Origin of the sequence: Streptomyces sp. NPDC002994 (assembly GCF_040611155.1) — a bacterium.
GTDB lineage: Bacteria > Actinomycetota > Actinomycetes > Streptomycetales > Streptomycetaceae > Streptomyces.
Genome location: NZ_JBEXNQ010000039.1, coordinates 1 through 20623, shown reverse-complemented (window position 1 = coordinate 20623; position 20623 = coordinate 1). Strand labels below are relative to the sequence as shown.

The 20623-nt window shown below is 69.0% G+C and carries 18 protein-coding genes and 1 tRNA gene; 15 read left to right on the top strand and 4 right to left on the bottom strand.

The features are described from left to right. Window positions 1-2: 2 nt before the first annotated feature. On the top strand, window positions 3-857 hold the full coding sequence (locus ABZX79_RS34575) for a siderophore-interacting protein (protein WP_355266908.1): 855 nt from the start codon (window positions 3-5) through the stop codon (window positions 855-857). Between the two features lie 71 nt (window positions 858-928). On the opposite strand, the gene ABZX79_RS34570 is transcribed toward ABZX79_RS34575, so the two are convergent. After that, window positions 929-2584 (bottom strand): beta-N-acetylhexosaminidase, encoded by a 1656-nt coding sequence (locus ABZX79_RS34570; protein ID WP_355266905.1) that lies wholly within the window; start codon window positions 2582-2584, stop codon window positions 929-931. A gap of 202 nt (window positions 2585-2786) precedes the next feature. On the opposite strand from ABZX79_RS34570, the gene ABZX79_RS34565 reads away from it, so the two are divergent. Continuing rightward, a complete protein-coding gene (locus ABZX79_RS34565) occupies window positions 2787-3068 on the top strand; it encodes a hypothetical protein (RefSeq protein ID WP_355266902.1) in 282 nt (93 codons plus the stop codon). Between the two features lie 37 nt (window positions 3069-3105). Then, complete coding sequence (gene glmS / locus ABZX79_RS34560; protein WP_355266899.1) at window positions 3106-4923, top strand: glutamine--fructose-6-phosphate transaminase (isomerizing); 1818 nt, start codon at window positions 3106-3108, stop codon at window positions 4921-4923. A gap of 41 nt (window positions 4924-4964) precedes the next feature. Here glmS and ABZX79_RS34555 read toward each other — a convergent pair whose 3' ends face one another. Next, the gene (locus ABZX79_RS34555) at window positions 4965-5486 is read right to left on the bottom strand and encodes a universal stress protein (protein ID WP_214969051.1); all 522 of its coding nucleotides are present in this window, start codon (window positions 5484-5486) and stop codon (window positions 4965-4967) included. Between the two features lie 323 nt (window positions 5487-5809). Between ABZX79_RS34555 and ABZX79_RS34550 the strand changes: the two genes are divergently transcribed. From ABZX79_RS34550 to ABZX79_RS34535, 4 genes are all read left to right on the top strand, one after another. Next, window positions 5810-6127 carry a hypothetical protein gene (locus ABZX79_RS34550; RefSeq protein ID WP_355266895.1) on the top strand — a complete coding sequence of 106 codons (318 nt, stop codon included), beginning with the start codon at window positions 5810-5812 and terminating at the stop codon, window positions 6125-6127. A gap of 368 nt (window positions 6128-6495) precedes the next feature. Continuing rightward, window positions 6496-7725 carry a helix-turn-helix domain-containing protein gene (locus ABZX79_RS34545; RefSeq protein ID WP_355266892.1) on the top strand — a complete coding sequence of 410 codons (1230 nt, stop codon included), beginning with the start codon at window positions 6496-6498 and terminating at the stop codon, window positions 7723-7725. A 5-nt stretch (window positions 7726-7730) separates the two neighbouring features. After that, window positions 7731-8339: an oligoribonuclease gene (gene orn, locus ABZX79_RS34540; protein WP_355266889.1), complete on the top strand. Its 609-nt coding sequence runs from the start codon at window positions 7731-7733 to the stop codon at window positions 8337-8339. 93 nt (window positions 8340-8432) lie between these two features. Then, window positions 8433-8505: transfer RNA gene (locus ABZX79_RS34535), tRNA-His, on the top strand. A 97-nt stretch (window positions 8506-8602) separates the two neighbouring features. On the opposite strand, the gene ABZX79_RS34530 is transcribed toward ABZX79_RS34535, so the two are convergent. After that, window positions 8603-9670, bottom strand: coding sequence for a LacI family DNA-binding transcriptional regulator (locus tag ABZX79_RS34530; RefSeq protein WP_355266886.1), 1068 nt, complete (start codon window positions 9668-9670; stop codon window positions 8603-8605). 282 nt (window positions 9671-9952) lie between these two features. Here ABZX79_RS34530 and ABZX79_RS34525 point away from each other — a divergent pair, with 282 nt between their 5' ends. Genes ABZX79_RS34525 through ABZX79_RS34510 form a run of 4 tightly spaced genes read left to right on the top strand, consistent with a single transcriptional unit; the run spans window position 9953 to window position 14680 of the window. Further along, window positions 9953-11287: an extracellular solute-binding protein gene (locus ABZX79_RS34525; protein ID WP_355266883.1), complete on the top strand. Its 1335-nt coding sequence runs from the start codon at window positions 9953-9955 to the stop codon at window positions 11285-11287. Continuing rightward, window positions 11287-12318 (top strand): sugar ABC transporter permease, encoded by a 1032-nt coding sequence (locus tag ABZX79_RS34520; protein WP_355266880.1) that lies wholly within the window; start codon window positions 11287-11289, stop codon window positions 12316-12318. The genes ABZX79_RS34525 and ABZX79_RS34520 overlap by 1 nt, the downstream gene beginning before the upstream one ends. A gap of 5 nt (window positions 12319-12323) precedes the next feature. Next, the gene (locus ABZX79_RS34515; protein ID WP_355266991.1) at window positions 12324-13181 is read left to right on the top strand and encodes a carbohydrate ABC transporter permease; all 858 of its coding nucleotides are present in this window, start codon (window positions 12324-12326) and stop codon (window positions 13179-13181) included. A 59-nt stretch (window positions 13182-13240) separates the two neighbouring features. Continuing rightward, the gene (locus tag ABZX79_RS34510; protein ID WP_355266878.1) at window positions 13241-14680 is read left to right on the top strand and encodes a GH1 family beta-glucosidase; all 1440 of its coding nucleotides are present in this window, start codon (window positions 13241-13243) and stop codon (window positions 14678-14680) included. Between the two features lie 241 nt (window positions 14681-14921). On the opposite strand, the gene ABZX79_RS34505 is transcribed toward ABZX79_RS34510, so the two are convergent. After that, complete coding sequence (locus ABZX79_RS34505; RefSeq protein ID WP_355266875.1) at window positions 14922-15356, bottom strand: ATP-binding protein; 435 nt, start codon at window positions 15354-15356, stop codon at window positions 14922-14924. Between the two features lie 233 nt (window positions 15357-15589). On the opposite strand from ABZX79_RS34505, the gene ABZX79_RS34500 reads away from it, so the two are divergent. The 4 genes from ABZX79_RS34500 to ABZX79_RS34485 all read left to right on the top strand — a co-directional run bounded on the left by ABZX79_RS34500 (window position 15590) and on the right by ABZX79_RS34485 (window position 20517). After that, the gene (locus tag ABZX79_RS34500) at window positions 15590-16477 is read left to right on the top strand and encodes a helix-turn-helix transcriptional regulator (RefSeq protein ID WP_355266872.1); all 888 of its coding nucleotides are present in this window, start codon (window positions 15590-15592) and stop codon (window positions 16475-16477) included. Between the two features lie 8 nt (window positions 16478-16485). Beyond that, a complete protein-coding gene (locus tag ABZX79_RS34495; protein ID WP_355266869.1) occupies window positions 16486-16677 on the top strand; it encodes a DUF397 domain-containing protein in 192 nt (63 codons plus the stop codon). Between the two features lie 2859 nt (window positions 16678-19536). Further along, the gene (locus ABZX79_RS34490) at window positions 19537-19908 is read left to right on the top strand and encodes a cupin domain-containing protein (protein WP_355266866.1); all 372 of its coding nucleotides are present in this window, start codon (window positions 19537-19539) and stop codon (window positions 19906-19908) included. A 162-nt stretch (window positions 19909-20070) separates the two neighbouring features. Further along, window positions 20071-20517: a CBS domain-containing protein gene (locus tag ABZX79_RS34485; protein WP_355266863.1), complete on the top strand. Its 447-nt coding sequence runs from the start codon at window positions 20071-20073 to the stop codon at window positions 20515-20517. Window positions 20518-20623 lie beyond the last annotated feature (106 nt).

Below are 20623 nucleotides of genomic sequence, written 5' to 3'. Positions count from 1 at the left end.
CGATGACCGTCCCGTTCCGCTTCTTCGGCCTGACGGTCGTACGGACGCGGCGGCTCAGCACCTCCCTCCTCCGCGTGACGTTCGGGGGCGAGGACCTGCGGGCCTTCGCCTCCGGGGGCCGCGACCAGAGCCTCTCCCTCTTCCTGCCGCACCCCGGCCAGCCGGAACCGGTGCTTCCGCCGGAGACCGAGCCGGACTGGTTCGCGGCGTACCGCGCACTGCCCGACGACGTACGCGCGGTCATGCGCTCGTACACCCTGCGCGAGCAGCGCCGCGCGGCCGACGGAGCACAAGCGGACGAGGTCGACATCGACTTCGCGCTGCACGGAGACGGCGGACCCGCCTGCCGCTGGGCGGCGCAGGCGAGTTCCGGCGACCGCGTCGTGGTGCTCGGCCCCGCGCTCGCGGACAACACGGCCGTACGCTTCCGCCCGCCCGAGGACACCGACTGGGTCCTGATGTGGGCGGACGAGACGGCGCTGCCGGCCGCCGCAGCCGCCCTGGAGTGGCTGCCGGCCGGCACAAGGGCCAAGGTCTGGATCGAGGTCCAGCACGCCGACGACCGCCTGGAGCTGACCACGGCGGCCGACGCGGAGATCACCTGGCTGGTACGGGACGAGGACGCGCCGGCCGCGGTCGACGCGATACGCGCCGTGCCCGACGCCGAGGTGCCCGAAGGTACGCCGTACACCTGGATCGCGGGCGAGTCGTCGTGTGTACGGGCGCTGCGCCGCCATCTCGTCCAGGAGCGGAAGTTCGACCGCGAGCGCGTGACCTTCGTGGGCTATTGGCGCCGCGGGCTGAGTGAGGAGCAACTGCGCGAGCGAGCGGAAGCAGACGCGGAAGCGGAAAACTGACGAACGGCCGGGCGCCCGTGCACAAGACCCACACGGACGCCCGCCGCACCGTCCACCTCATCCAGCCGCTGCTACTCCGCGGACCACGGCACCTGCGCCGACCGGTAGTAGTCGATCCCCAGCGCGGACATCCGCGGCCCCTGGGCCGCCAGCCGCACCTTGTACGTGTCCCAGTCGTGCGTGGCCGCGGGCGACCAGCCTAGTTCCGCGATGCCCGGCAGCCTCGGGAACGCCATGTACTCGACCTGGTCGTTGGTCCACACGGTCTCCGACCACATCGGCGCCTCGACCCCCAGCACGGACTCGGCCGGCGCGCCCGGCAGGTAGGCCCCCGGGTTCCAGTCGTACGACCGGTCCACCTCCACATAGCCCGCCCAGTTGAGCCCCAGCGGCGTGCTCTTGTCGTACTTCATGTCGAGGTACGCCCGGTCCGCCGGCGACAGCACCAGCTTCGTCCCGTTCTTGGCGGCATTGGCGACCTGCGCCTTCTCCGTCGCCGAGGTCCTGTCGAGACCCCAGTACTGGGCGACGGCGCCCTCGACCGGGTTGCCGCCCGTCAGCTGGTGCCAGCCCATCACCGTCTTGCCGTACTTGCCGACGATGGCCTGCGCCTTGTCCATGAAGGTGACGTAGTCCGCGTGCGGCGTGGAGTGCGCCTCGTCGCCGCCGATGTGGAAGTACTTGCCGGGCGTCATCGCGGCGATCTCGCGCACCACGTCGTCCAGGAAGCGGTACGTGATGTCCTTCGGCACGCACAGCGAGCTGAAGCCCACCTTGGTCCCCGTGTAGAGGGGCGGCGCGACGCCGTCGCAGTTCAGCTCGGCGTACGAGGCGAGCGCCGCGTTGGTGTGTCCGGGGATGTCTACTTCGGGGACGACCTCCAGGTAGCGGGAGGCGGCGTACCGCAGGATCTCCTTGTAGTCGGCCTTCGTGTAGTAGCCGCCGGGACCGCCGCCGACCTGTGTGGAGCCGCCGTACGTCGTCAGCCGGGGCCACGAGTCAATGGCGATGCGCCAGCCCTGGTCGTCGGTGAGGTGCAGGTGCAGCTTGTTGATCTTGTAGAGCACCATCTGGTCGATGTACGTCTTGACCTTGTCCACGCTGAAGAAGTGCCGCGAGACGTCGAGCATCGCGCCCCGGTAGCCGTAGCGAGGCACGTCCTTGATGGTGCCGCCCGCGACGACCCACGGCCCCTGCTGCCGCGTGTCCTTCTCCACCGAGGCGGGCAGAAGCTGACGGAGCGTCTGTACGCCGTGGAAGAGCCCGGCGGGCTTGAGGGCGCTGATGGTCACGCCGTGGCGGCCGGACTCCAGCCGGTAGCCCTCGTCGCCCAGCGAGTCGTCCTCGGAGTCGAGCAGCAGCCGGATGCCGTCGTTGGCGTCCCAATCGGCGTCCCAATCGGTGACAGGCAGTGCGAAGCCGGTGGAGGGACGCAGTATGTCCGCGAGGTACGAGCCGATCCGCCGCGCCTCGCGCGAGTCCTCGTCGACCCTGATGCGCGTGCGGCCCGTGAGGGCATAAGAAGACCCGCCCTCGGTAACGGAGGCGGGCGCCGGAATCACCTGGCTCAACGGTCTCGCTTCCGCGGCCGGCTCGGCGGCGGCCGGAGCGGCCGCGATGCTCGTCGCGCCGGCGGCGACGACGAGCAGCAGCGGGGCGAACAGGCGTGGAATCCTTCTGCGTTGACTCACGGGCGGTCCCTTCGGCGGGCTTCGCAACAGTGGCATGGTGCAGGCGAACGGTCACCATGCGTATCGCGCGCCCCGCTCCAGGGTCAAGGGTTTAGACCACTTCGCCACTCGTGTCCCCCCGCGTCCGCCGCAAGCCGGACGCGACCGTGTCCCGCACTTTCGCTTCTGTGACCGAAATCCTGCCCGATTACGGGCAGATTTCTTGCGTACGCCCCCAATCCCCCGCAGTATCTACCGGGTGCTCGAACGCCGCTCTTCGTCCCCGTACGACGACCTCATCGACCATCTGGTCCGCAGCACCGCGCTCCCGCGCGGTGAGGCCGCCCGGGTGGTGCTCGACGTACTCGCGTACTTCGACGAGACGGCCGAGGACTTCGTGCGCCGCCGCCACCGTGAGCTGCAGTCCGGTGGCCTGGTGAACACGGAGATCTTCGAGCGGATCGCGGCCGAGCTGCCACACCGCGCCGTGGCGCCGCCGGAGCTCTCGCTCCGCCAGCTGCGCCGCATCGTCTACGGCTGAGCACCCCACACCACACGACTCGAGGGATACAGACTGTATGTGCGGAATCGTCGGTTACATCGGCAAGCGTGACGTCGCCCCGCTGCTGCTCGAAGGCCTCCAGCGCCTGGAGTACCGCGGCTACGACTCGGCGGGCATCGTCATCACGAGCCCGAAGGCCAGCGGCCTGAAGATGGTCAAGGCGAAGGGCCGCGTCCGCGACCTGGAGGCCAAGGTCCCCAAGCGCTTCGCCGGCACCACCGGCATCGCGCACACCCGCTGGGCCACCCACGGCGCCCCGAGCGACGAGAACGCGCACCCGCACCTCGATGCCGAGGGCAAGGTCGCCGTCGTACACAACGGCATCATCGACAACGCCACCGAGCTTCGCGCGAAGCTGGTCGCCGACGGCGTCGAGTTCCTCTCCGAGACCGACACCGAGGTCCTCGTCCACCTCGTCGCCCGCTCCCAGGCGGTCACCCTTGAGGAGAAGGTCCGCGAGGCGCTGCGCCACGTCGAGGGCACGTACGGCGTCGCCGTCATGCACGCCGACTTCTCCGACCGCATCGTCGTCGCCCGCAACGGCTCGCCGGTCGTCCTCGGCATCGGCGAGAAGGAGATGTTCGTCGCCTCCGACATCGCCGCGCTCGTCTCGCACACCCGCCAGATCGTCACCCTCGAAGACGGCGAGATGGCCACCCTCAAGGCCGACGACTTCCGTACGTACACCACCGAGGGCTCGCGTACGACGGCCACGCCGACCACCGTGGAGTGGGAGGCCGAGTCGTACGACATGGGCGGCCACGACACGTACATGCACAAGGAGATCTCCGAGCAGGCCGACGCCGTGGACCGCGTGCTGCGCGGCCGCATCGACGACCGCTTCTCCACCGTGCACCTGGGCGGCCTGAACCTGGACGCCCGCGAGGCGCGCGGCATCCGCCGCGTCAAGATCCTCGGCTGCGGCACCTCGTACCACGCGGGCATGATCGGCGCCCAGCTGATCGAGGAGCTGGCCCGCATCCCCGCCGACGCCGAGCCCGCGTCCGAGTTCCGCTACCGCAACCCGGTCGTGGACCCCGACACCCTCTACGTCGCCGTCTCCCAGTCCGGTGAGACGTACGACGTGCTCGCGGCCGTGCAGGAGCTGAAGCGCAAGGGCGCCCGCGTCCTCGGCGTCGTCAACGTCGTCGGCTCGGCGATCGCCCGCGAGGCCGACGGCGGCATGTACGTCCACGCCGGGCCCGAGGTCTGCGTCGTCTCCACCAAGTGCTTCACCAACACGGTGGTCGCCTTCGCGCTGCTCGCCCTGCACCTGGGCCGCATCCGCGACCTGTCGGTCTCGGACGGCAAGCGGCTGATCGCGGGCCTGCGCAAGCTGCCCGCCCAGATCGCGGAGATCCTTCAGACCGAGGACGAGATCAAGAAGATCGCCGAGGAGTACGCGGGCGCCCAGTCGATGATGTTCATCGGGCGGGTCCGCGGCTACCCGGTGGCGCTGGAGGCCTCCCTCAAGCTGAAGGAGATCTCCTACATCCACGCCGAGGCGTATCCGGCCTCCGAGCTCAAGCACGGCCCGCTCGCGCTGATCGAGCCCGCGCTGCCGACCGTCGCGATCGTGCCGGACGACGAGCTGCTGGAGAAGAACCGGGCGGCGCTGGAGGAGATCAAGGCGCGCAGCGGCCGGATCCTGGCGGTCGCGCACCGCGAGCAGGAAAAGGCCGACCACACCATTGTGGTCCCGAAGAACGAGACGGAGCTGGACCCGATCCTCATGGGCATTCCGCTCCAGCTCCTCGCCTACCACACGGCACTGGCCATGGGTCGCGACATCGACAAGCCGCGTAACCTCGCCAAGTCCGTGACGGTCGAGTAGTAGCCAGTCGACGAAGGTCGTTGTGATCCCGTACGAACGGGCTACGGGATCACAATGACCGGCCGCTGCGCGCGCCGCGCCAGCCGGCCCGCCACCGAGCCGAAGATCCGCCCGACGATGCCGTGCGTCGAGCCGACCACGATCGCGTCGGCCGAGTACTCCTGGCCGACCTCCTCCAGCTCGTGGCAGATGTCGCCACCGCGCTCGACGAGGATCCACGGCACTTCGGCGAGATAGTCCGCGCAGGCCAGCTCAAGACCGAGCACCTCGGTGCGGTGATCCGGTACGTCCACGAAGACCGGGGGCTCGCAGCCCGCCCAGACCGTGGTCGGCAGCCGGTTGGCGACGTGGACGATGATCAGGCCGGAGCCCGACCGCACCGCCATCCCGATCGCATACGAAAGCGCCCGCTCACTGGACGTGGAGCCGTCGAAGCCGACGACGACGCCGTGCTGGAAGGCGGGATCGCAAGAATGGCGTGTTTGTTCCACCGCCCGGAGGTCGTCCAGAGGATCGACAACCTGCTTGCGGTCTGCGGGTTCGGGGAGTTCGTGACCGGCCATGGGTGTCTCGGCGAAGAATCCTCTTGGGAGGGGTCGCTGGTCGCTTTGTCGAGGGAAGCAGTGGCAGTGAGCGGTGGAGCGGTGGAGCTGTGTCCGGGAATCATCTTCCCAAGCCCATACCCCCAAGGGTACGGCGACACTCCTCTCCTGCCCAGAGCCCGCCGTCCCTCACACGGCGTTCCAGGGAGCATGCACGAGCCCGGCCCGTAAGGCAATGCCGGTTGGCCCTTACACGCTGTCTCGACAGGCTCACCCACCAGTGACCACCCGGGCCCGCCGCCCGTTAGTCACGAGCCCACCCCGCGTACGTGAGGAGCCCCGCCGTGCCCGGACGCTCGACCTCCCCCGCCACTCCTGCCGCCACTCCGGCCGGCGACACTGTCGGCGACGTGGTCCGGTGGGCCGCGTTCAGCTGCGCCCTCGTCCCTGTGGTGCTCGTCATGTACGGGACGTCGTTCGGCGGGGCGGCCGCCGCCGCGCTGGGGCTCGCGGCCGTGACCGCCGTCTGCCGGGTACTCCTGCGCCGGTCCGAGCGCGCGGCGGCCGAGGCGATCGCGGCGGCACGGAAGCGGGAACATGCGAAGGTGCCGGGGGCGCGCCGGGGCGGGCGTCATGCCGGAAGAAGTGCGCCGGAAGAATGAAGGTCTCGCACACACGAGCCCGTATCTTTTCAGCCAACTTCTGGCCGCTACCGGACTCTTGTCGAAATGGCCTCCCAACCCCCGTTCCACCAGGCATGAAAGGACCGTCTCCGGCCAATGCACCCTACGGGGACGGGCCATGAGCGGGACGCGCACTTCCCTGCGAGGCCCGTGAGTGGAACGCTTCGTGATCGAATGCTTCGCGCCAAGTGGCCTTGTCGACATAGTGCCGAATGCCGAAGTTGTCACGCCGGCACCACCGGACACAGTAGATTCGATCATGGGTATATACGGCGGGGGAATCATGCAGGACCGAGGGGAAACGTGCAGGACCGAGAGGACGCGAACACCAAGGGGGGCTTAGCGTCATGAGCCAGGACTCCACTGCCGTACCGGAGGCCGCACGGAAGCTCTCCGGACGCCGCCGCCGGGAGATCGTAGCGGTGCTGCTCTTCAGCGGCGGCCCCATCTTCGAGAGCTCCATTCCGCTCTCCGTGTTCGGCATCGACCGGCAGGACGCCGGCGTTCCCCGTTACCGGCTGCTGGTCTGCGCCGGCGAGGACGGGCCGCTGCGCACCACGGGAGGGCTCGAACTGACCGCCCCCTACGGCCTGGAGGCGATGAGCAGAGCGGGCACCGTCGTCGTACCGGCGTGGCGGTCCATCACCTCGCCACCACCGCCGGAAGCGCTCGACGCGCTGCGCCGCGCGCACGAGGAGGGCGCCCGCATCGTCGGGCTGTGCACCGGCGCCTTCGTACTGGCGGCGGCCGGGCTGCTCGACGGCCGCCCGGCCACCACGCACTGGATGTACGCGCCGACGCTCGCCAAGCGCTACCCGTCGGTCCACGTCGACCCGCGCGAGCTCTTCGTCGACGACGGCGACGTCCTCACGTCGGCCGGCACGGCGGCCGGAATCGACCTGTGCCTGCACATCGTGCGTACGGACCACGGCACCGAGGCGGCAGGGGCACTGGCCCGCAGGCTGGTCGTACCTCCGCGCCGAAGCGGCGGCCAGGAGCGCTACCTCGACAGGTCTTTACCGGAGGAGATCGGCGCCGACCCGCTGGCCGAGGTCGTCGCCTGGGCGCTGGAGCATCTCCACGAGCAGTTCGACGTGGAGACGCTGGCCGCGCGCGCCTATATGAGCCGCCGCACCTTCGACCGGCGTTTTCGTTCCCTCACCGGGAGCGCTCCCCTGCAGTGGCTGATCACTCAGCGGGTGCTCCAGGCGCAGCGTCTGCTGGAGACGTCCGACTACTCGGTCGACGAGGTCGCGGGCCGCTGCGGCTTCCGCTCGCCGGTCGCGCTGCGCGGGCATTTCCGGCGCCAGCTGGGCTCGTCCCCGGCCGCGTACCGGGCGGCGTACCGGGCCCGGCGCCCGCAGAGCGAGATGCACGCGGTCGGCTCCGGGCCGTCCCAGGCCGCCCAGCTCGCCGACCCGCTGCCGCCGCAGGCCAGGCGTACGGCGGCGGCCAGTGCACAGTCGGGCCAGGCGGCGACCACATCGGCGGCGTCGGAGCCGGGCAAGCCCAGCTCCGACGTGTACGCCCCCGGCCGCCCGACGCTGCCCGGCCAGCGGGATCGCCCCGTAGGGTGAGACACATGAACGATCGCATGGTGTGGATCGACTGCGAGATGACCGGGCTCTCGCTGACGGACGACGCACTCATTGAGGTGGCCGCACTGGTCACCGACTCGGAGCTCAACGTGCTCGGCGAAGGGGTGGACATCGTGATCCGCCCGCCGGACGCGGCCCTGGAGACCATGCCCGAGGTGGTGCGGCAGATGCACACCGCCTCGGGCCTGCTCGACGAGCTGGCCGGCGGAACGACGCTGGCCGACGCCGAGGAACAGGTCCTGGCCTACGTGAAGAAACACGTGAAGGAGCCCGGCAGGGCCCCGCTGTGCGGAAACTCGGTCGGCACCGACCGGGGGTTCCTGCTGCGGGACATGTCGGAGCTGGAGGCGTACCTCCACTACCGGATCGTGGATGTCTCGTCGATCAAGGAGCTGTCCCGCCGCTGGTACCCGCGGGCGTACTTCAACAGCCCGGAGAAGAACGGCAACCACCGGGCGCTCGCCGACATCAAGGACTCCATCGCGGAGCTGCGCTACTACCGGGAAGCGGTCTTCGTGCCGCAGCCCGGGCCCGACTCCGAAACGGCGAAGAAAATCGCCGCGAAGTACGTCCTGCCTGCGGAACACGGGTAATAAGCATCCGGTGAGACCCGGTTAAACCCGGGCGCGAGCACCCTCTGGGACCCTGTACACTTTTTCTCAGCCGGTCGGGAACGACCGGCCACGGTGGGTGTAGCTCAGTTGGTAGAGCACCTGGTTGTGGTCCAGGTGGCCGCGGGTTCAAGTCCCGTCACTCACCCTGATCGATCCGAGCCCCTGACCTGGAAACAGGTCAGGGGCTCGGATTGTTTTGCTGCCCTCGTCATGACCATGCACGGGTGCCGGCCATGCATAGGTCATGACGAGGTACGGGTCACCAGCTCCGTCGGGAACACGCTCTGGCGCGGGGCGGTGATGCTGCGCGTGCCCTCCGGGCGGCGGTCGGCGATCTCTTCCAGCAGCACGCGGGTCATCTCGCGGCCCATTTCCTCGATCGGCACCCGGACGCTGGTCAGCGGCGGGTCCATGTGGCGCGCGATGGGTGAATCGTCGAAGCCGACCAGCGCCACATCGCCGGGAACACTGCGCCCCTGCTCCCGCAGCACCTGGCGGGCGCCGGCCGCCATCACGTCCGATGCGACGAAGACCGCGTCCAGGTCGGGACTGCGTTCGAGCAGGTCGGTCATGGCGCGGCGGCCGCCCTCCTCGGTGAAGTCGGCGGGGGCGATCAGCCGCTCGTCGACGCCGAGGCCGGCCGCGGCCAGGGCCTGGCGGTAGCCGTCGAGGCGGCACTGAGCGCCGTACACCTCCAGTCGTCCTGTGATGGTCGCTATCGTGCGGCGGCCGCGGGATATGAGGTGAGCCACGGCGCCGCGCGCACCCGTCACGTTGTCCGCGTCGACGCAGGGCAGTGCCTCGTGCTCGGAGCGGCGACCGCTGATGACCGTCGGGATGCCGAGCCGGACCAGCTGCTCGGGCAGCGGATCGTCGGCGCGTACGGAGACGAGCAGCACGCCGTCGACACGGTGCCCGGCGAGGTAGTGGGCCAGGCGGCCGCGCTCGCGGTCGCTGCCGACGATGGTGAGCAGCAGCTGCATCTCGGTGCTGTCGAGGGCGGCGCCGACGCCGCGCACGATGTCGGAGAAGTACGGCTCGGCGAAGAACCGGGACTCGACCTCCGGGACGACGAGCGCGACGGCGTCGGTGCGGTTGGCGGCGAGGGCGCGGGCCGCGCGGTTCGGTACGTACCCCAGCTCGTCCACCGCCGCCTCGACGGCGGCGCGGGTCTCGTCGCTGACGCGCGGGGAGCCGTTCACCACCCGGGAGACGGTGCCCCGGCCGACACCGGCGCGTGCGGCCACTTCTTCAAGAGTCGGCCGTCCGCCGCTCCGGCCCCCTTGGCCCCGGATTCCACGAGTCACCATCGTCCCGACCTCCCCATATCGTGCACCGTTCGGTCGCCGTCCGGTGGCCGTCCGGCGCTGCGCAATATCTCATAGCGGTCTCGGACAGCAAATCCCGCGTCCGGTGCCTTGACACCCCCGCGGGGAGCCGCGAACCTTCAACACATCACACGTGGGAGCGCTCCCACCGTACCTGACTCATACACATCCCGCACGTTCCCCGCCCGGGCCGCAGCCGCAACTCAGGGGCTCAGCAACACAGTTGGCCGGGGGGTCGGCACGTCAGGGCACAAGGAGGACGCAATGCGCATCAGCACCCGTACGCCTCGCCGGGCGGTGGTCGTCGCCGCTGTGGCCGCACTCGGCGCCGGCCTGCTCGGCGGCTGCGCCGAGGACAGCGACGAGGGAACCGGCGGCTCCGGCGGCAGCAAGAAGGACGCCAGGGGCAAGACCGTCATCGAGGTCGGCACCTTCGGCGTCTTCGGCTACAAACAGGCCGGGCTCTACGACGAGTACATGAAGCTGCACCCGGAGATCCTCATCAAGGAGGACGTGACCGAGCGCAACGACACGTACTACCCGGAACTGCTGACGCACCTCGCGGCCAACAGCGGCCTCCAGGACATCCAGGCCATAGAGGTCGGGAACATCAACGAGATCACCACCACGCAGGCCGACAAGTTCGAGGACCTTTCCAAGGCTCCGGGTGTCGACAAGTCGAACTGGCTGGACTGGAAGTGGGCGCAGGGGTCCACGAAGGACGGGCGGACTGTCGCGCTCGGTACGGACATCGGGCCCATGGGCATGTGTTACCGCAAGGACCTGTTCGAGAAGGCCGGGCTGCCGACCGACCGCGAGGCGGTGGGCAAGCTGTGGGCGGGCGACTGGCAGAAGTACGTCGACGCGGGCAAGGACTACAAGGAGAAGGGCCCCAAGGGCACCACGTTCACCGATTCGGCCGCCGGTCTCTTCGCCGCCGTCAACAACGGTTACGCGCAGCGGTTCTACGACAGCGACGGCAAGCTGATCTACAAGGACAGCCCCGCCGTGAAGACCGCCTGGGACCTGGCGATGCAGGCAGCGGAGGGCGGTCTGACCGGGAAGCTGAAGCAGTTCGACAAGGCGTGGGACCAGGCGTACGCCAACGGTGCCTTCGCCACCGTCTCCTGCCCGCCGTGGATGCTCGGCTACATCAAGGAGAAGGCAGGCAAGGCGGGCGAGGACCAGTGGGACGTCGCGGCGGCCCCGAAGCCCGCCAACTGGGGCGGCTCGTTCATCGGCGTACCGAAGGCGGCCAAGAACAAGGCGGAAGCGATCAAACTCGCGGCCTGGCTGACCGCACCCGAACAGCAGGCGAAGCTCTTCGACAAGCAGGCGAGCTTCCCGTCCACCCCGCCGGCGTACGAGATGGACGTGGTCTCCGGCGCCAAGAACCCGTACTTCGGTGACGCCCCGACCGGGCAGCTCTTCGCCGCGGCGGCCAAGGGCATCCCGACGCTGGTGATCGGCCCTAAGGACCAGCAGATCGGTACCGCTTTCGGTGATGTCGGCATCCTCCAGGTGGAGCAGCAGGGCAAGAGCCCGGAGGAGGGCTGGAAGGCGGCCCTGAAGGAGATCGACAACGCGGTGGACGGCTGATGCGTCCGTACACCGACCAGTCCGACCAGGCTGCGTCCCCTTCCTCGGGGGACGCGGTCCCGGGCCCGGACCGCCCCGCGCCCGTGGCGGTCGAGCGGCCGCAGGGCACCGACCGCCGCCGGGCGTGGCGAAGCCGGCGCTACCGCTGGGACACGAAGTACAGCCCGTACGCCTTCGTCGCGCCCTTCTTCGTCTTCTTCGCGGCCTTCGGGGTCTTCCCGCTCCTCTATACGGGCTGGTCGTCGCTGCACCGCGTATCGCTGTCGGCGCCGAACGACATGCAGTGGGTGGGGCTGCACAACTACACGCGGCTGCTGGGGGACGAGTTCTTCTGGAACGCGCTGCGCAACACCTTCACCATCGGGATCATCTCGACGGTGCCGCAGCTGCTGATGGCGCTGGGCATCGCGCACCTGCTGAACTACCGGCTGCGCGCCTCGGGCTTCTTCCGGGTAGCGATCCTGACTCCGTACGCCACTTCGGTGGCAGCGGCGACCCTCGTCTTCGTCCTCTTGTTCGGGCGCGACTACGGGATGATCAACTGGGCGCTGGACGCGGTGGGGCTCGGGAAGGTCGACTGGCAGAGCGGGACCCTGTCGTCGCAGGTCGCGGTCTCGACGATCGTGATCTGGCGGTGGACCGGGTACAACGCGCTGATCTATCTGGCGGCGATGCAGGCCGTGCCGAACGATCTGTACGAGTCGGCGGCGCTGGACGGGGCGACGAGGTGGCAGCAGTTCCTCCACGTAACCATCCCTTCCCTGCGCCCGACGATCCTCTTCACGGTCGTCGTCTCGACGATCGGCGCGACGCAGCTGTTCGGTGAGCCGCTGCTGTTCGGCGGGGCGGGCGGGCAGAAGGGCGGGGCCTCGCACCAGTTCCAGACGCTGGGCCTGTACCTCTACGAGCAGGGCTGGTTCAACTTCCACCTCGGGCGCGCTTCGGCGATCGCCTGGGCGATGTTCCTGATTCTACTGATCGTCGCGGGTGTGTACCTGCTGATCGCCCGCCGCCTGAGGAAGAGCCAATGACAACGATGACGAAGATGACGAAATTGCCGGGCGTTCGCGCCGGTCGCCATCTGCACGGCGGCCCCCTCACGTACGCCGTGTTGATCGTCTTCACGGTCGGGTCGCTGTTCCCCCTCGTATGGACGGCGATCGCCGCTTCCCGCAACAGCACCCGGCTGTCGCAGACGCCGCCGCCGTTCTGGTTCGGCGGCAACCTCTTCAAAAATCTCCAGACGGCGTGGACCGACGCCAACATGGGACTGGCGCTGCTCAATACGGCGGTGGTGGCCGGGACGATCGCGCTGGGTACGGTGCTCTTCTCGACCCTCGCGGGCTTCGCGTTCGCCAAGCTGCGCTTCCGCTTCAAGAACCTGCTGATGCTGCTGGTCGTGGCCACGATGATGGTGCCGCCGCAGCTCAGCGTCGTACCCCTGTTCATGACGGTCGCGGAGCTGGAGTGGACCGACCAGCTCCAGGCCGTGATCCTGCCGACTCTCGTCAGCGCCTTCGGGGTCTTCTTCATGCGCCAGTACCTGGTGCAGGCGCTGCCCAGCGAACTGGTCGAGGCGGCGCGGGTGGACGGCGCGAGCAGTCTTCGCATCATCTGGCACATCGTCTTCCCGGCGGCGCGGCCGGCGATGGCGGTGCTGGGCATGCTCACGTTCGTGGCCGCCTGGAACGACTTCTTCTGGCCGATCATCGCCCTCACCCAGGACAACCCGACCGTGCAGGTGGCGCTCGCCAACCTCGGCCAGGGATTCGTACCGGACCAGTCGGTCATCATGGCCGGCGCTCTGCTGGGCACGCTGCCGCTGCTGCTGGCTTTCGTGCTGTTCGGGAAGCAGATCGTGGGCGGGATCATGCAGGGCGCGGTCAAGGGCTGACTTTCCTGCCGACTTTCCTGCTGACTTTCCTCTTTCCCTCTCCTACCAGGAGGACTTCCATGACTGAGAGCACGGAGACCTTTCCGCCCGGATTCCTGTGGGGCTCCGCCACCGCCGCGTACCAGATCGAGGGCGCGGTGCGGGAGGACGGCCGCACACCGTCGATCTGGGACACCTTCAGCCATACGCCGGGGAAGGTGCTGGGCGGTGACACGGGCGACGTGGCGGTCGACCACTACCACCGGATGCGGGACGACGTACGGATGATGGCCGACCTGGGGATGAGCGCGTACCGCTTCTCGGTCTCCTGGCCGCGCGTGCAGCCGACCGGCCGGGGTCCGGCCGCCGAGCGCGGCCTGGACTTCTACCGCGCGCTGACGGATGAGCTGCTGGCGGCCGGAATCACGCCCAGCCTGACGCTGTACCACTGGGATCTGCCGCAGGAGCTGGAAGATGTCGGGGGCTGGCCGGCGCGCGACACGGCGTACCGCTTCGCGGAGTACGCGGGCCTCGTCGCTCAGGCGCTGGGCGACCGTGTCGAGCTGTGGACGACGCTCAACGAGCCCTGGTGCAGCGCCTTCCTGGGGTACGGGTCCGGGGTGCACGCGCCCGGCCGTACCGACCCGGTGGCCGCCCTGCGCGCCGCCCACCACTTGAACCTGGGCCACGGCCTGGCCGTACAGGCGCTGCGTGCCGCGCTTGCGGCGCGGGCGCCGACGCCGGCGCGGATCGGCGTAAGCCTCAACCCGAGCGCGGTCAGACCACTGACGCGGTCGGCGGGCGACCTGGACGCGCAGCGCCGCATCGACGCCCTCGCGAACCGCGTCTTCACCGGCCCGATGCTGACGGGCGAGTACCCGGCCGACCTCCTCGCCGACACCGCGCACCTGACGGACTGGTCGTTCGTACGGGACGGGGACGCGCAGACGGCAGGCGCGCCCCTCGATTTCCTGGGCATCAACTACTACTCACCGGCGGTGGTTTCGGCGCCCACCGCCGACACCGCGGCGGACAACCGCCGCGACGGCCACGGCCCGAGTGACCACTCCCCCTGGCCCGGCTCGGAGTCCGTCACCTTCCACCAGCCGCCGGGCGAACTGACGGCGATGGACTGGTCCGTCGACCCGACCGGCCTGTACGACCTGCTGATGCGTTACGCCCGCGAGGCCCCCGGCATCGCGCTGATGGTCACGGAGAACGGCGCGGCGTACGACGACAAGCCCGCCACCGACGGCACGGTCCACGACCCGGACCGCATCCGCTACCTGCACGGCCACTTGGCGGCGGTGCGGCGGGCGATGCGGGACGGGGCCGATGTGCGCGGTTACTTCCTCTGGTCACTGATGGACAACTTCGAGTGGGCGTACGGCTACAGCAAGCGCTTCGGCGCGGTGTACGTCGACTACGAGACGCAGACACGCACGCCGAAGTCGAGCGCGCAGTGGTACGGGCGGATCGCGAGGACGGGCGTACTGCCGTACCCCATGCTGGACGACTGACGACGACGATGCCCCCGGCCGCCCGGATCGCACGTGACGGCACATCCGAGTCCCCGCTGTCGACGGCACGCTCGGCGGCCTGCAGCCGCCGGGCCATCTCCGGGTGTCTCTCGATCTCTACGATTACGCCCAGCGCCGGTGGAACATCCGGATCGGCAGAACTCCGGCAGCCGGGACAGCACGACCGCCAAATACAGCCTGCCGCAACGCAGGCAGCGTCAGATCGAGAGCGCCTGGGCACTCACTGTGACGATCTGTCGAGCTTGAGCCGCCCGAGTTCGAACCAAGTCCTTTTGCCCCTGCCGGGCCCGTGCGTACAGACGCCCCAGGCATCGGCGCCGTACGAGATCAGCATCATCCCGCGCCCGCTCTCCTCGTCGGCGGCGGGTGCTCGGCACTCCGGGAGCCCCGGCGCGCTGTCGTGGACGAGCACACGGAGGCGGTGAGGGTCGGCCCAACCGGCGGAGAGAGTCACGGGGCTGGTGCACGCGGTGGTGCGGCAGGCGTTGACGGCGTTGGTGACGGCCTCGGAGGTGAGGAGGAGCGCGGCGTCGGTGAGGTCGGCGCGGCCTGCGACGGCGAGGAGTGTACGGACGGTCTCGCGGGCGGTGCGGACCCAGACGGGGTCGGGCGGGAAGACGAGGGATACGTCGGTGGCGCGGGGCGGGTCCTCCATGGGGGCCTCCTGTGAGCGCGCAGCGCGTTGTGGTGACCAGGTCCGCCCTCAAATTGCCTAAGGCCGGGGGTACTTCCTCTTACTGCGCGGTTGGTTCGGTCGCTCACGAAGGTAGGGAACGCGTTTCGCTAGGTGCAACCGTTTACCGGATATGTCACCAGAGTGGGTGACAGGCGAACGTTCCAGTGACCACGGGAGTTTGCACCGACAGACTGCGCTGCAGGAGGTCGAACATGCCACCCAGGAGCAACCCCAGCGAGCGGCAGCGACGGCTCGGGCTCGAACTTCGCAAGCTCAGGAACGGCGCGGGGCTTTCCGGCGACCGAGCCGGCGCCCTGCTCGATGCGGACCGCACGCGGATCAGCAACATCGAAGCGGGCCGGATCGACGTGTCTCGAAACCGGCTCTACAAGCTGCTGCGGGAGTACGGATGCCCACACGGCCCGTACTTCGACGGGCTCATGGAAATGGCGCAGGAACTGGGAAAGGGATGGTGGGACGACTTCAAGGACGCCATCGGACCGAGGGCGCGCGACCTCGCGGAACTGGAGTCTCGCTGCTCCGGCATCCGCATCCACGAGCCGCTTTTCATTCCAGGCATGTTCCAGACCGAGGATTACGCGCGCGCGGTGGTCACCACAGCAGAGCAGGACCAGAACAAGGAGCGTGTGGACCGGTACGTAGAGTTTCGTATGGCCAGGCAACGCGTCCTGACCGACCCCGACGCGGTCCCGTACCACGCAATCGTCCACGAGGCCGCTCTACGCCTTCACGTCGGCGGCACCGGGACGCTGCGTAAGCAGTTGCTGCGACTGATCGAGATCGCCCGCCTGCCCAACGTGACGCTCCAGATCTTCCCCTTCGAGCGCGGCGCTTACGCCGCGTTCAGCCGTCCGTTCATTCTCTTCAGCGGTGCGACACGGGAGTTGGACACCGTCTACATCGAGCACCCGCTGAAATCCGCCTTCCTGGGGGATGGAGATGCCATCGACAAGTACGGCAAGATGTTTGAGCGACTCTCCGAACTGGCGCTCGAACCGGTCGATCCGGAGTCCGCGCCGGAGTCTCACGACAGCCGGGACTCGCTGAGCCTGATCCAGCACATCATGTACGAACTGTAGGGAGTCAGATGCCGCAGCTCACCTGGCAGAAGTCCTCGTTCAGCACCGGCGGCGAGGGTGAATGCGTCGAGTTGGCAACCGGCGCCACCGGCCACATCCACCTCCGCGAGAGCGACCGCCCCATGGAGATCACCACCGCGACGCCGACGGCCTTGGCAGCGCTGCTGAACGCGATCAAGGACGAACGCATCGTGGGCTAGGGGCAGGGGCGTTGGCGGTCCCGGGGCGTTGGCGGTCCCGGGGCGTTGGCGGTCCCGGGGCGTTGGCGGTCCCGGGGCGTTGATTGCTTCTGGCGTGGGGGCCGCCACATGTAAGTGTGGCGTCGGAGGCCCGCCCCTCAAGGGCGCTCCTGCGTCGCGTCGCCTGCGGCGATTGCGCTGCGCTTAACCCTTGACCGGCGAACCTCCGCCGCAATGCTTCTGGGGGGCGGCCCCCGGGGGGAGCCCACGGGGAGGTCCGGTAATTGGCTGCTGTTTCGCTGCCGACCGACGGGCTCGGTAAGTGGGGCGCACCACGTCTAGGGGGCGGCGCGGCCCCAGACTCAGCGACTGCGGCGACGGCCGTTGGCGTGACAGCCCCATTCCCACGCACACGCGCACCCACGACGGCGGCCAGCCGCTCCCACCGGTCGACCTGCGGACTCATGCCTGGCGCGGGTGGGGCGCGACAGTTGAATGGGGGACTCGGGCCGGCGTGGCGCCCACCCCGGCCGGTGGCCGGTTGAGCGACAAGCCCGTTGCCGATGTGGGTGGGTAGTGGCGCACCGAAACGCAGGACGCGGCATGACACTCGGCGGCCCCCCGGCCCCCCAGTCGCACGAACCCACGAGCCCCATACTCCACACCAGCCGTCTCCCTCCCGACGGTCGGCGCAGTCCGTGGGGGCCGAGTGGGTCGAAACGCTCCCGTGACGGCCGCAAGCGAAACGGCGGGGACTGGTGAGGTTGGAGGGGCGTTGGGATTCATCAAGTGTGGGGTTCGTCGCGTTCCGAGCCCGGAGCCCGCCAAGAGCAGTAGTCGGGCGCTACTTGAGCCCAGGCGGCGTCGGAATGGACGTGCCCGAGTACCACGTTCCTGCCAGGCCGCCGGACCGACGGCACGATCAACCATCACGTCGGCTGACCGGCGGGGCTGCCATGGGTCGAAACGCTCCCGTGACAGCCGGAAGCGATGCGGCTGAGATGGGTGGGACTGGAGGGGTGCTGGGAATTGCCATGTGTTGGGTTAGTTGCGTTCCGAGCCCGGAACCGGGCTGCTGGAACGACCGAACCGCGCCAGAGGCGATGGTTCGGGTTCTGGGGAACCGTGTCCGGGTCCGCTGGGTGCCCTGCTCCCTTCAGGCCGCCGAGGCCAACGGCCCGTGAGCCGTCACGCCAGCTCGCTAGTGCCGCATCAGGCAACGTTTGCCCTGGCTGTGGTGAAGCACCACGCACCGTTCAGACGTTGCGCCAGATCGCAGCCATGGCCCCGGCGGAACGGGCGGCAGACGTCCCGCCACTGCCTTGACCTCTCTCCGATACACCAGCATTCCGTCGGACGGCGTAGAGACGCCCGCCACTGCTCGCTGCCGTAAGCACGCGGACGTAGCGTCATCCACAGGTGGCCGACTTCGAACGTGAATCGAGGAAAACCGAGATGGCAGTGTTGGTACACAATCAGGGCGCGGACTGGAACCAAGAGCTTTACCAGGCGACCTTCGACCGGACGACCGACCGCGCAAATCCGCCCGCCGGGCTCATTGCCCACTTCGGGGCGCCTGGCGAGGCGGGCGGTTGGCAGGTCATCGACGTATGGGAGTCGGAAGACGCGTGGCCGCTTCATGGAAGAGGCGGTTTACCCTGCCGCACAGGAACTCGGAGCGCCGCCGTTCGACACGAAGATGGTCGAGATCTACAACTCCTTGATCCCGTAGCGGGGCCAGTGCCGTTCGAGCGGTCGGACCCTGTCCGCCTGTCGTCGGCAGGGCAAACGTTGCCTGATAGGGCACTAGCTCACCGGCACGCGAATCACACCAACCAGTCGTTCGCGCGGTACCTGTGGGGCTGGGACTGTTGGGGCTGGAGGTGTCTTCGGATTCGCCATGTACCGGGTACATCGCGTTCCGTGCCCCCGGAAAGGGCCGCTGTGGCAACGGATTCCGATCGGTGACGAAGGCGGGGCTGCCGCGGAAGTGAGGCGAAACGGGCGCGCCTGTGTGTCACGTGCTGGGTTCGTCCCATCCCGCCGATGTGGGAGCCGGGGCAGTGCCCCACTGGGCCGGCTGAGAGCCGCTAATTGCCCATCTTGTCCGGTCGAGAGTGTCGGCTGTCCAACTGGCCGGGCCGAGAGCGTCCGCCGCCCCTGCTGGTCGGGCCGAAAGCTTCGAACCCCTATCGGCGTGGCCGTGAGTGACGAGCCACCCTGCGAGCCCGATCGCTCGTCCGGCCGGACCGCCGACAGGACCCACCCGCCCCTGGACGCCCCTCCACCCACCCACACCAGCCACGTGCTTGCACCCCAACCGGCCACCGGCCGGGGTGGACGCCACACCCACCCGAGTCCCCCCATTCAACTGTCGCGCCCCACCCGCAGGCCCAAGAGTCTGCAGGTCGTCCCGCCAGCCTCGCCGTCCGCCCACGTGGGTGCTCGCGTGCGTCGGAATGGGGATGTCCCGCCAGCGGCCGTTCCTGCAGTCGCTGAGCCTGGGGCCGCGCCGCCCCCTCAACCTGCCGCGCCCCACCCACTCACCCGACAGCCACCGAGCCGACCCGCGCCACTCCCCCAGCCCCCGTGCAGGGCGTTTTTCTTTGGGCCGTCCCCGTACAAGCGTTAGCGGTGGGCCGGGGCGACGGGTCAAGGGTGGGCCGCAGGCACATCGCGCAGCGACGCGACCGTAGGGAGCGCCCTTGACGCGGCGGTCCGGCCCACCGACACTCGAGCGCTCGGGACGGCCCGAAACCCCCAGAAGCGAGCCTTGGTTACCCACCCCCGGTGACGCCCCTACGCCCCCGGCGTAGCCTGGAAATGGACTCGGGGATCGCAATCGCTCGCTGCGCGCTACGCGCCAGGAGGCGGATGACCATGGCCACGCTCGTGTGCAAGAACTTCGATTCCGCAGATGAGACCCGCCCCTTCGAGGACGGAAAGGGCAGGCTCGACCTGCTCAACACAGACCGAGGCCCGGTGGGCCGTGCCGTCTTCGAGCCGGGCTGGCAGTGGTCCAAGCACGTCAAGCCCATCGCCGGGACCGACAGCTGCCAGGCTGCCCATGTCGGCTACGTCGCGAGCGGCCGAATGAAGATCGTCATGGACGACGGCGAGAGCGCGGAAGCCGGACCGGGCGACTTCATCTCCATCGCGCCCGGCCACGACGCCTGGGTGCTCGGCGACGAACCCTGCGTGACCCTCGACTGGGTCGGCTTCGGGGACTACGCCGTACCCGCCGGCTCCTGAACCTCCGGCCCCCCGCCGCCCCAGCACCAGCACCGGCACCGGCACCAGCACCAGCACCGCGCCCCCATAGGTCCCTGGTCCCGAGGGGCGGCGGTAAGCCATCCGTGTTGTCATCGATGGAGGAGAGAACAACGTCCCGAATGCGGGAGGAATCCAAAAATCATGGCTACGAACAAGCAGCTCAAGGCCCGCGACATCATGACCAGCGGGGTTCAGTGTGTCGGTGCGCACCAGTCGCTGTACGACGCGGCGCAGATGATGCGTGACCTGAACGTCGGTTGTCTGCCCATCTGCGGCGACGACAACAGGCTCACCGGCCTGATCACCGACCGCGACATCGTCGTCCAGTGTTGCGCCGAAGGCGTCGACCCGGCGACGGTGCAGGCCGGCACCCTGGGCGGGCACGTGCACTGGATCGACGCCGACGCGGACGCCAACGAGGCTCTGCAGACCATGGAGACGCACCAGATCAAGCGCGTCCCGGTCATCGACGTCGCAGGCGGCCACCAGCTCGTCGGAATGATCACGGAAGCCAACCTCGCCAAGAACCTCAGCGACGAACAGATCGCCGAGTTCGCAACGCGCGTCTACGCGAACGTCGCAGGATAGCTGCGGCCGCCACCACAAAATATCGACGAGCGTCCGCCCGACCAGTTCCGGATGCGCGTGCGTCTGCGCGAAGTGCCCGGCCACCACCCGCGCCCCCAGCTTCCAC

Bases quoted from the DNA above. Each gene is read 5' to 3' on its own strand.
- ABZX79_RS34575 (WP_355266908.1), top strand. From the start codon at position 3: ATGACCGTCCCGTTCCGCTTCTTCGGCCTGACGGTCGTACGGACGCGG.
- ABZX79_RS34570 (WP_355266905.1), bottom strand. From the start codon at position 2,584: ATGCCACTGTTGCGAAGCCCGCCGAAGGGACCGCCCGTGAGTCAACGC.
- glmS (WP_355266899.1), top strand. From the start codon at position 3,106: ATGTGCGGAATCGTCGGTTACATCGGCAAGCGTGACGTCGCCCCGCTG.
- ABZX79_RS34555 (WP_214969051.1), bottom strand. From the start codon at position 5,486: ATGGCCGGTCACGAACTCCCCGAACCCGCAGACCGCAAGCAGGTTGTC.
- ABZX79_RS34545 (WP_355266892.1), top strand. From the start codon at position 6,496: ATGAGCCAGGACTCCACTGCCGTACCGGAGGCCGCACGGAAGCTCTCC.
- orn (WP_355266889.1), top strand. From the start codon at position 7,731: ATGAACGATCGCATGGTGTGGATCGACTGCGAGATGACCGGGCTCTCG.
- ABZX79_RS34530 (WP_355266886.1), bottom strand. From the start codon at position 9,670: ATGGTGACTCGTGGAATCCGGGGCCAAGGGGGCCGGAGCGGCGGACGG.
- ABZX79_RS34525 (WP_355266883.1), top strand. From the start codon at position 9,953: ATGCGCATCAGCACCCGTACGCCTCGCCGGGCGGTGGTCGTCGCCGCT.
- ABZX79_RS34520 (WP_355266880.1), top strand. From the start codon at position 11,287: ATGCGTCCGTACACCGACCAGTCCGACCAGGCTGCGTCCCCTTCCTCG.
- ABZX79_RS34515 (WP_355266991.1), top strand. From the start codon at position 12,324: ATGACGAAGATGACGAAATTGCCGGGCGTTCGCGCCGGTCGCCATCTG.
- ABZX79_RS34510 (WP_355266878.1), top strand. From the start codon at position 13,241: ATGACTGAGAGCACGGAGACCTTTCCGCCCGGATTCCTGTGGGGCTCC.
- ABZX79_RS34505 (WP_355266875.1), bottom strand. From the start codon at position 15,356: ATGGAGGACCCGCCCCGCGCCACCGACGTATCCCTCGTCTTCCCGCCC.
- ABZX79_RS34500 (WP_355266872.1), top strand. From the start codon at position 15,590: ATGCCACCCAGGAGCAACCCCAGCGAGCGGCAGCGACGGCTCGGGCTC.
- ABZX79_RS34495 (WP_355266869.1), top strand. From the start codon at position 16,486: ATGCCGCAGCTCACCTGGCAGAAGTCCTCGTTCAGCACCGGCGGCGAG.
- ABZX79_RS34490 (WP_355266866.1), top strand. From the start codon at position 19,537: ATGGCCACGCTCGTGTGCAAGAACTTCGATTCCGCAGATGAGACCCGC.
- ABZX79_RS34485 (WP_355266863.1), top strand. From the start codon at position 20,071: ATGGCTACGAACAAGCAGCTCAAGGCCCGCGACATCATGACCAGCGGG.